The 8,945-nt window shown below is 64.0% G+C and carries 8 protein-coding genes and 1 pseudogene; 5 read left to right on the forward strand and 4 right to left on the reverse strand.

The window, feature by feature from the left end:
* Positions 1–287: 287 nt before the first annotated feature.
* Complete coding sequence (locus tag CR492_RS13950; protein ID WP_102844350.1) at positions 288–638, reverse strand: ArsR/SmtB family transcription factor; 351 nt, start codon at positions 636–638, stop codon at positions 288–290.
* Positions 639–766: 128 nt separating this feature from the next.
* Here CR492_RS13950 and CR492_RS13955 point away from each other — a divergent pair, with 128 nt between their 5' ends.
* The gene (locus tag CR492_RS13955; protein ID WP_102844351.1) at positions 767–952 is read left to right on the forward strand and encodes a YgaP family membrane protein; all 186 of its coding nucleotides are present in this window, start codon (positions 767–769) and stop codon (positions 950–952) included.
* Positions 953–956: 4 nt separating this feature from the next.
* Entirely contained in the window at positions 957–1,313 is a 357-nt protein-coding gene (locus CR492_RS13960) for a carboxymuconolactone decarboxylase family protein (protein WP_102844352.1), read from the forward strand.
* Between the two features lie 51 nt (positions 1,314–1,364).
* Here the strand turns inward: CR492_RS13960 and CR492_RS13965 are convergent, their stop codons facing one another.
* From CR492_RS13965 to CR492_RS13975, 3 genes are all read right to left on the reverse strand, one after another.
* On the reverse strand, positions 1,365–2,432 hold the full coding sequence (locus CR492_RS13965) for a DMT family transporter (protein ID WP_102844353.1): 1,068 nt from the start codon (positions 2,430–2,432) through the stop codon (positions 1,365–1,367).
* Between the two features lie 88 nt (positions 2,433–2,520).
* The gene (locus CR492_RS13970) at positions 2,521–2,766 is read right to left on the reverse strand and encodes a hypothetical protein (protein WP_102844354.1); all 246 of its coding nucleotides are present in this window, start codon (positions 2,764–2,766) and stop codon (positions 2,521–2,523) included.
* Positions 2,767–2,912: 146 nt separating this feature from the next.
* Entirely contained in the window at positions 2,913–4,775 is a 1,863-nt protein-coding gene (locus CR492_RS13975) for a M3 family oligoendopeptidase (RefSeq protein WP_102844355.1), read from the reverse strand.
* Positions 4,776–4,995: 220 nt separating this feature from the next.
* Between CR492_RS13975 and CR492_RS13980 the strand changes: the two genes are divergently transcribed.
* The 3 genes and pseudogenes from CR492_RS13980 to CR492_RS13990 form a co-directional block, all read left to right on the forward strand.
* Entirely contained in the window at positions 4,996–6,546 is a 1,551-nt protein-coding gene (locus CR492_RS13980; protein WP_102844356.1) for an esterase-like activity of phytase family protein, read from the forward strand.
* 200 nt (positions 6,547–6,746) lie between these two features.
* Entirely contained in the window at positions 6,747–8,273 is a 1,527-nt protein-coding gene (locus tag CR492_RS13985) for a sigma-54-dependent transcriptional regulator (RefSeq protein WP_102844357.1), read from the forward strand.
* 292 nt (positions 8,274–8,565) lie between these two features.
* Positions 8,566–8,945, forward strand: a pseudogene (locus CR492_RS13990) (hypothetical protein); the annotation flags it as partial.

An 8,945-nucleotide genomic window follows, 5' to 3' on the forward strand; every position in this document is an offset into this window, starting at 1 on the left:
AGATAGGGGCGAAGATGGAGTTTGGGTGGAGCGCCTCGCGCCGCGCAGCGGACGCCTTCAACTGGGAGAAATCGCCGCGCCAATCGAAGGTAGAGAAGACGACCGGCGAGCCTAAGCCCTAATCAGTCGCGCGCCGCGAATCAAGGCGGGCGAGCGCCAACCGAAATCCTCGGTTGCGGCCATGCGATGTGAAGAAACAACCGGATAAGCCCGCTTCCCGGATTGCGCGACGCGCCGCCGGTCTCGCGACTCAGGCGGGATCTGGGCATGCTGGCGCGACGGGACTCTCAGTCCTTCGGGCAATAAAGCCCGTAAAGCACCCCGAGCACGGTCAACGCCCTTGGATCGGAGACGGAATAGAAAATCCGCTTGCCCTCGCGGCGCGTCGTCACAAGGCCTTCCGCGCGCAATACGCCCAATTGCTGGCTGAGCGTTGGCTGGCGAATGTCGAGCAGCGCCTCAAGTTCGCCGACCGACTTCTCCCCGTCGGTCATCTGGCAAAGCAGCAGCAGCCGATCCTCATTGGCGAGAACCCGAAGCAGCGACGTCGCTTCGGCGGCGGCGGCCCGCAGCGGGGCGACGTCGAGCGTCGCGGCAGGATCACGCGGCAGAGGCTGTTGCGTCGCTCGTTCGTCCATTATTATACCCAAAAATAATATATTTACAGACATTATGTATTTGGATATTATATGCGCAGATCGGCCGTTTAGCTATCCGCAATTTTGTCGGGGAGCCGAAAAAAGAACGCCGCCAAGGGGATGTGGTCATGGATGTGAATGTTGGAACAATCGACCGGACCATCCGGATCGTCGGCGGGGCGGCGCTGATCGTCGCCACGCTCGCGGGATGGATCGGCCCGTGGGGCTGGGTCGGCGTTGTCCCTCTCGCGACCGGCGTTTTCCGGTTCTGCCCGGCCTATCGGCTGTTCGGCTTCAGCAGCTGCGGGCGGTGAGGAGATGAGCCTTTCCGCCGAAAACTATCGCGCCCTCACGCAGGGGGTCTCGAAGAACCTCGCGACCCTGCGCGCTGATCTGCCTGCCGTGATGAAGGGTTTTTCCGATCTCGCCCGCTCCGCAACCGAGGATGGCGCGCTCGACAAGAAGACCAAGGAGCTGATCGCGCTGGCGCTTGGTGTCGCTTCGCGCTGCGACGCCTGCATCGGCTTTCATGCCCAGACCCTCGTCAAGCTTGGCGCGGCCAAGGCCGAAATCGAGGAGATGCTGGGGATGGCCATTTATATGGGCGGCGGCCCCTCGCTGATGTATGCCGCGAACGCGCTGGCGGCGTTCGAGGAGTTTTCGGCGGCGGCGTGAGGACGCCGGAAGGGATGGGTTCGAGGGCTGAGAAGTCGCCTGGCAAATTCTTCAGTGCCGGTGCCGGTGGCGGTGATGCAAATCCGGATAATGCGGGTGGGCGTGCGTCAGCGGCGTGTGGCTGTGCCGGTGCGAATGCGGCTCGCTCACCGGCTCGTCATGACTGTGGCTGTGATGCGCGTCATGGACATGGGCGTGCTCATGGTCGAGCGGCTCGTGCGTGTGTTCATGCGCGTGCCGCTCGGAAAGATGGAGCCACAGGCCGGCGCCCATCAGCAATCCGGCGACGAGCAATTTTGCCGTCAGTGGCTCGTGCAGCAGCAGGACGGCGAGCAGGGCGCCGATGAAGGGCGCCAAAGCGAAATAGGCGCCCGTGCGCGCCGCCCCAAGATGCCGCAGCGCCAGGATGAAGGCGACAAGGCTGACGCCGATGGCGAGAAAGCCGACCAATGCGGCGGCGACCATCAGGCCGGCGGAGACCGGCTCCGCGCCGCGCCACAGCGCAAGGCCGATATTGGCGCCTCCCGCGGCAAATCCCTTGATCATGGCGATCTGGACCGGATCGGCCGACGACAATTTTCGCGTGAGATTATTGTCAAGGCCCCAGGCGAGGCAGGCCCCGGCGATCAGCAGGGCGCCGCTATCGAGCCGGACGCCGCCGCCGCTCCAGGATAAAAGCGTCGCCCCGGCGAGGATCGCGAAGGCGCCAAGCAGCAGGCGCCGGTCGACGTTCTCGCGGAACAGTGTCCAGGCGATCGCCAGCGTCGCGACGGATTCGAGGTTGAGCAGCAAGGCGCCCGACGCCGCCTCGGTCCGCGCGAGACCCAGCATCAGGGCGAGCGGCGCAAGGAACCCGCCGAAAAGAACAATGACAAAAAGCCAGGGTAGATCGGCGCCGCGCAACGGCGCCTCATGCGTCGACGCCCCCAAGGCGGCGCGGATAAAATGCGTGACGGCGAGGCCCGCGCCGGCGCCGAGATAGAGCACGCCGGCGAGCAGTTGCGGGTCAAGTGCGCCCAGTAGCAGTTTGGACAGCGGCGCCAGCGCGCCAAACAGGAGCGCCGATAGAAGCGCGAGATGAACGCCGGGCTGCCTCTGCCCCCAATATTTCGAAAGCATTGAAAACCTCGCCCTGCGGCGCCGCCGCAAGGCCCTGTTGTCGGATGTTGACGTTGGGGGCGCCCGAACGCCGGCCCGAGCGCCTTAGTTAATTGTTGGTGCTCATGTCGTGCCCTTCGGCGCGCATCAACAGCTCGTTCAGATCTTCCATCGGCACAATCGCCATCATCTGGTCGTTCATCTTGGCAAGCTTGATGGTGACGGATTTTCCGCTTTTCATTTTCATCGTGACTTCTTTTTCAAACTGAAGTCCCTCAAGTCCGGCGGCGAAAGCCATCGGCGCAAAACTCATCGCGCCAGCCAGCGACAGAGCAATTAATCGATTGAGCTTCATGACGTTTCCCCAAAAAAACCGGCCGTGCGGCCGGGCGCAGCCTCAAGCGTCATTGCGACGGCGCAGCGCAAAAGGCTAAACGCACCATCGACCCCAATCGTTACAATCGTTTGACCAATAAACTTCGCTATTCGCCGCAGCCGGGCCTATGCCTGCTCCTCCAGCGCTTCGAGCTCGGCGATCATCCCTTCGATCATGGAGAGGCCGATCTGCCAGAAGGCCGGATCGCGCGCGTCCAATCCGAACGGTTTTAGGAGCTCGCCATAAGGCTTCGAGCCGCCTGCCGACAGCAGGGCGAAATAACGCTCGGCAAAGCCCTCGCTCGCATTCTGATAGACGCCATAAAGCGAATTCACGAGGCAGTCGCCGAAGGCGTAGGCGTAAACATAAAAGGGCGAATGGATGAAATGCGGGATATAGGCCCAATAGGAGCGATAATCGTCGGTGAATTCGATCGCCGGTCCGAGGCTTTCGCCCTGCTCCTCCATCCAGAAATCGCAGAGATTATCGGCCGTCAGCTCGCCCTTGCGGCGCTCGGTGTGGACCTTGCGCTCGAAGCTGTAGAAGGCGATCTGCCGCACCACCGTGTTCAGCATGTCCTCGACCTTGCCCGCCAGCATGGCGCGCCGCTCTGCCGGCGTCGCGGCCCGCGCCAGCAGCGCGCGGAAAGTCAGCATCTCGCCGAACACCGAGGCCGTTTCCGCAAGCGTCAGCGGCGTTTGGGCCATCAGCGCGCCATTGTGGGCGGCAAGCACCTGATGCACGCCATGGCCGAGTTCATGGGCGAGCGTCATCACATCGCGCGGCTTGCCTTGATAGTTGAGCAACACGAAGGGATGCGCGGAGGGCACGGTCGGATGCGCGAAGGCGCCGGGGCTCTTTCCGGGCCGCACCGGCGCGTCGATCCAGCGCTCGTCGAAGAAACGCCGCGCGATGTCGGCCATCTTCGGCGAAAAATCGCCATAGGCGCCGAGCACGGCGTCGCGCGCGGCGTCCCATTTGTAGACGCGCGCGGGCGCGTCCGGCAGCGGCGCATTGCGGTCCCAGAATTTCAGCGCCGGCTTGCCGAACCATTTCGCCTTCAGCCGGTAGTAGCGATGCGACAGGCGCGGATAGGCGGCGCGAACCGCGCCGACCAGCGCGTCGACCACATCGCGCTCCACCCGGTTCGAAAGGTGCCGCGAATCGGCGACGTCCTGAAAGCCGCGCCAGCGGTCGGAGATTTCCTTGTCCTTGGCCAGCGTATTGGTGATGAGGGCGAAATGGCGCAGATTGTCCTTGAGAACGGCGCCAAGAACCTTCGCCGCCTTTTCCCGCGTCTTCTCGTTTGAATCCTGCAAGAGATTGAGCACGGGCTCGATCGAAAGCTCCTTGCCGTCGAGCGGAAAACGCAGGGCGGTGATCGTCTCGTCGAACAGCCGGTTCCAGGCGGAATAGCTCGTGCTTGATTTCTCAAGGAACAGTTTTTCGAGCTCGTCGCTGAGCTGATAAGGTTTTCCCTTGCGGATGTCCTTTATCCAGGGCCGGTAATGGGCGAGCGGCCCCGCGGCGAGCGCGGCGTCGAGGGCGTCGTCGTCGAGCCGGTTCAGCTCCAGTTCAAAGAACAGCAGATCGGACGAGGCGTTGGTGATCTTTTCCTGCGCATCGCCATAGAATTTTGCGCGCGCGGGATCGGACGTGTCCCCGGCGTAGATCAGGCCGGCATAGGACATGATGCGTCCTAAAAGCTCGTCGAGCGCCTCATAATGTTTGACGGCGGCAGCGAGCGAGGCGCCGGACGAATCGGCGGCGAGCTCGGCGATACGGCCCTTGAAAGCCTCCGCGAAGGCTTTGCACTCGGTTGCCGCTCTCGCAAGATCGCCGGTAAATTCTGCCGAATCGGGCGCCGGATAAAGGGCGGACAAATTCCACTCCGGCAGATCGCCAAGATCGGCGGACGGATTTGCCGCGCTCTGGCTCGCCGCGGCCTCGGGGCTGCGAAAAATATCGGATCGGCCAGAAATGCGCATGTCGGGATACCTCAAGGCGGGGACGAAACGCTTGCGCGCCTAAAACTCATATCGGAGCGGCGTGACCGAGATCAACCGCGACGGCGTGCGCCCCTGTAACACGCTTGTCATACGGCAGGGCCATAGCGGCGCTGCGCGGTGTGGGGCCGGCGCCGGGTTCGGCCTGGCGCCAAGGCGACTTGCCGGGCCCGGGCGAAACCAAACACAAACGAGGGACCATATGCTTTCCAGATTCAGGGCTTCGGCGCGCGGGCGCGCCGGGGCGGCGGCTTTGCGCCATTTTGCCGTCTCATCCATGATCGGCCTCCTCTGCGCCAGCGCGGCGAAGGCGGGCGGCTCCGTCGATTTCGAGGGCGCGACCTATGTCAACAAGGGCCTCGTCGGCGTCGGCCGCGTGCCCTCGAACGCGCTCGACAAATACAACGAGACCCTCGGCGGCTTCGGCTCGGGCATGGCGCTCGATCTGTCCAGCTGGAAAAATGACCGGCGCGGTTTCTATAGCGGCAACCTCTACATGCTGCCCGATCGCGGCTGGAATACGCAAGGCACGACGGACTTTCGCGGCCGGCTGCAACATTTCGAGATACGCCTCACGCCCTTTTACGGCGCGGCGACCGCGAGCCAGAATCAGCTCAGCCTCAATTACCGCTCGTCCACCCTGTTTCGCGGCGGCCAGACGACCGGTTTTGACGCGATCGGCGTCAAGCCGGCGGCGGGGCATTTCCCGGATCTGCCGATCGGCCAGAACGGCAAACTCGCCATCGACGCCGAAGCGGTCGTGCGGCTGAACGACGGCTCGTCCTGGGTCAGCGATGAATATGGCGCCTATGTCTATCATTTCGGCGAAAACGGGCGCCTCATCGACGTGATCCGGCCGCCCGAAGCCTTCATCCCCAAGCGCAAGAACACGGCTGGTCAGCTGGTCGAGAATTTCTCGGCCAACAGCCCGCCGGTCGGCGTCACCTACGATCCGAGCCCCGGCAATCCCTTGATGGGGCGCCAGAACAATCAGGGTTTTGAGGGTCTCGCGATGAGCCCGGACCGCAAGACGCTGTTCGTGCTGCTGCAGAGCGCGCTCATCCAGGACCTCGATCCGAACAAGATCAGCACGACCCGCCGCAACACGCGCCTGCTCGCCTATGATCTCGCCCATGGCGCGCCGAAGCTCAAAGCCGAATATGTCGTGCAGCTGCCGCTCTATCAGGATCAGACCACGGCCAATCAAAAGCTTCTGATCGCGGCGCAGAGCGAGCTTTTCGCGCTGAACGACCATCAGTTTCTGGTGCTTGCGCGCGACAGCAACGGCGGCTTCACCGCCAAGAGCCCCGGCTCGGTCTACCGCAGCGTCGATCTCATCGACATTGCCGGCGCCACCAATATCGCCGGCGCCCAATATGACGCCGAAGGTGGCTCGATCGCGCCGCTTGGCGTTCTCAACAGCGCCATCACCCCGGTCGCCTATCAGAAATTCCTCGACATCAACGAAGCCGCCGAGCTCGCCAAATTCAACCTGCACAACGGGTTGCCGAACGACGGCAATGATCTCTACGAGAAATGGGAAAGCATCTCCGTCGCTCCCGTCGGCGACGCCGCCGCCCCGAACGATTATTTCCTGTTCATCGGCAGCGACAATGACTTCATCACCCAGAACGGCCGCATGGCGGGCGTTTCCTATCAGGACGCCTCGGGCTTCAACGTCGATACGCTGGTGCTCGTCTATCGCGTGACCTTGCCGACCTATGTCGCGCCGGGCCGGCCGCGGCGGGGATAGGCGCCGGATTTCGAGCCAAGGAGCTGTGGCGCGCCGCCGGGCGCGCCACTTTTCCGGCAATTCTTTCGCGTTTCGTTAACACCGCGTTTACCGTAATCGGGGAGCATCCGTGCGCTAGGGGCGCGTTCGCCCTTTTTCAGCTGTGGGCCGTTTGCGGCGCTTGTGAGTCGAGCGTCAGGACGGCCCGTGCGCGAGGCCGCATGTCCCCAAGAATTCTGATTGTCGACGACGATCCCATCGAGCGCCAGCTGGCCGCCGAGATCATTCGAAAATTCGGCTTTGCGACGGAAACCGCCGATGGCGGCGAGGCCGCCCTGGCGCGGCTGAAAAGCGCAGGCGCCGCGCCAGTCGATCTCCTGCTGCTCGATCTGACGATGCCGGACCTTGACGGCCTTGGCGTCATCGCCCGCCTCAGGGCGGAGGCGTTTACGCCGCCGATCGTCGTGCAGACCACGTCCTCCTCGGTTGAGGCGGCGAGTTCCGCGCTTTGCGCCGGCGCGCTCGATTTTGTCGTCAAGCCGGCGAGCCCGGAGCGGCTGAAGGCTGCGATCGGCAATGGGTTGCGTCTTGCGGCGCTCGAGGCGGAGTTGCGCCGCGCCGCGCGTCAGGCCTCCGGCCACTTCACTTTTGCCGATTATTTTGGCGCAGGCGAAGAAATCGAGCGCGCCATCCGCCTCGCCGACCGCGCCGCCAAAACGGCGATGCCGGTTCTGATCGAGGGCGAGGAAGGCGCCGGCAAGGAAACCATGGCGCGGGCGATCCACGCCGCCTCCGACCGGCGCGGCCGGCCTTTCGTCACGCTGCGCTGCGCCGGCCTTGCGGCGGCGGACATGGAAACCCTGCTCTTTGGCGACATCGGCGCAGGGCCGGGCGCAAAGCGCCCCGGTAAAATCGCCGAGGCGCAGGGCGGTTCGCTCTATATCGCCGATGTTTGTGAATTATCGCAAAATCTCCAGGCCCGACTGCTGCGCCTTGTGCGCGACGGCGAGATTGATTTCTTGCGCGGGCCCCGTCCCGTCCGGGCCGATGTCCGCCTCATCGCCTCGACGCGTCGCAATCTGATCGAGCGCGTCAAGGCGCGTCGTTTCCGCGAGGATCTTTACTACCGGCTGAACGTCTATCCGATTTTCGCGCCGCCGCTGCGCCGCCGCCGCGACGAGATCGAAGGTCTGGCGCGCGGCTTTTGCGCCCGTTTCGCCGCCGAGGCGGGGAAAATCCTGCGCGGTCCGAGCGTCGAGGCCGTCAATCTGCTCTCCGCCTATGACTGGCCGAAAAATATCCGGCAATTGGAGACCGCCATGTTCCGCGCCGTCGCCTTTGCCGAAGGCGCCGATCTGACGGTGATGGATTTTCCGCAGATTGCGGCGCAGGTCGGCGGATTCGATGTGCGCATCCCGCCGCTGCCGCTTGCCGCGCCCGAGCCGGCCGCGCCTTTTGGGCCGGAACGGCCGGCGCAAGATATCCGCGATCCGAATGCGCTGGCGCTGATTGATTCCTCCGGCGACATGCGCCGTCTGGCGGAACTCGAGGCCGAAGCGATCCGCTTCGCGCTTGGCCATTATCGCGGCCGCATGTCGAAGATGGCAAAGAAGCTCGGCATTGGCCGCTCGACGCTATATCGGAAAATGAAAGAATATGGCTTTGCCGATGCAGCGCCCGACGAGGCGGCGGTGGCCGAGGGCGGGGATTTGAGGCAGGATCTGCAGCGAACGGACGCCGCGGCATGAGCGTGGCGTCGGCGCCACGAGCCGCGGAAATCTGCCGGGAGCGGCCGGCCCAGAGATTGGCGACCGCCTCGCCGGAGGTTTGCTCAAGCTTTTGATTTTAAAGCTGCTCATGCCTCAACGGCAGAATGCTGTCCAGCGAACGCCCGCGCGTTGACGTCACAGAGGTTTGTAGCGAATCCGGCGCGTATTCGGAGCAAATGGATGATGAAAGCGGGTTCGCGCTCCAGCGTCGGCCGCACTGGCGACCGGAATTTAACGCCCTATCTCTCCTACAATCGGGATCAATCGTGCGATGCGCCGTGACGTTGCAAGGGTTTATATGAAAAGCGCCTCGGCGCAGGCGCTTTGCCTCGCCCTGATTCTGGCGCTCGCCTCGGCTGGCGCGGTCAGGGCCGACCCCGCGACGTCTGCTGCGGCAGGGGGGTCGCAGGCCGATAAGAGACCGTCGCCGCATCTTGCCGCGTTGTCGGATATCAAGAGGTTTGCGCTGCCCGCGCTCCCCGCGGGGTCGCCGCCTGCCGCCGCGCCGCAGCTTGCGCCGCAAGAGTCGCAGGCGGCGCTGCCGGATGTTGCTGAATTTCCGGCGCAGACTCCGGCCGCGCCGATTCCGAATGGCGCCCCGGAAGCGGCCCCTGCTGCCGCCCCTTCCAACGCCGCCGCTCCCGCCAGCGC

This window comes from Methylocella silvestris, assembly GCF_002891535.1.
In the GTDB taxonomy this organism is placed as follows: Bacteria; Pseudomonadota; Alphaproteobacteria; order Rhizobiales; family Beijerinckiaceae; genus Methylocapsa; species Methylocapsa silvestris_A.

Bases quoted from the DNA above. Each gene is read 5' to 3' on its own strand.
- CR492_RS13970 (WP_102844354.1), bottom strand. From the start codon at position 2,766: ATGAAGCTCAATCGATTAATTGCTCTGTCGCTGGCTGGCGCGATGAGT.
- CR492_RS13955 (WP_102844351.1), top strand. From the start codon at position 767: ATGGATGTGAATGTTGGAACAATCGACCGGACCATCCGGATCGTCGGC.
- CR492_RS13950 (WP_102844350.1), bottom strand. From the start codon at position 638: ATGGACGAACGAGCGACGCAACAGCCTCTGCCGCGTGATCCTGCCGCG.
- CR492_RS13985 (WP_102844357.1), top strand. From the start codon at position 6,747: ATGTCCCCAAGAATTCTGATTGTCGACGACGATCCCATCGAGCGCCAG.
- CR492_RS13975 (WP_102844355.1), bottom strand. From the start codon at position 4,775: ATGCGCATTTCTGGCCGATCCGATATTTTTCGCAGCCCCGAGGCCGCG.
- CR492_RS13960 (WP_102844352.1), top strand. From the start codon at position 957: ATGAGCCTTTCCGCCGAAAACTATCGCGCCCTCACGCAGGGGGTCTCG.
- CR492_RS13980 (WP_102844356.1), top strand. From the start codon at position 4,996: ATGCTTTCCAGATTCAGGGCTTCGGCGCGCGGGCGCGCCGGGGCGGCG.
- CR492_RS13965 (WP_102844353.1), bottom strand. From the start codon at position 2,432: ATGCTTTCGAAATATTGGGGGCAGAGGCAGCCCGGCGTTCATCTCGCG.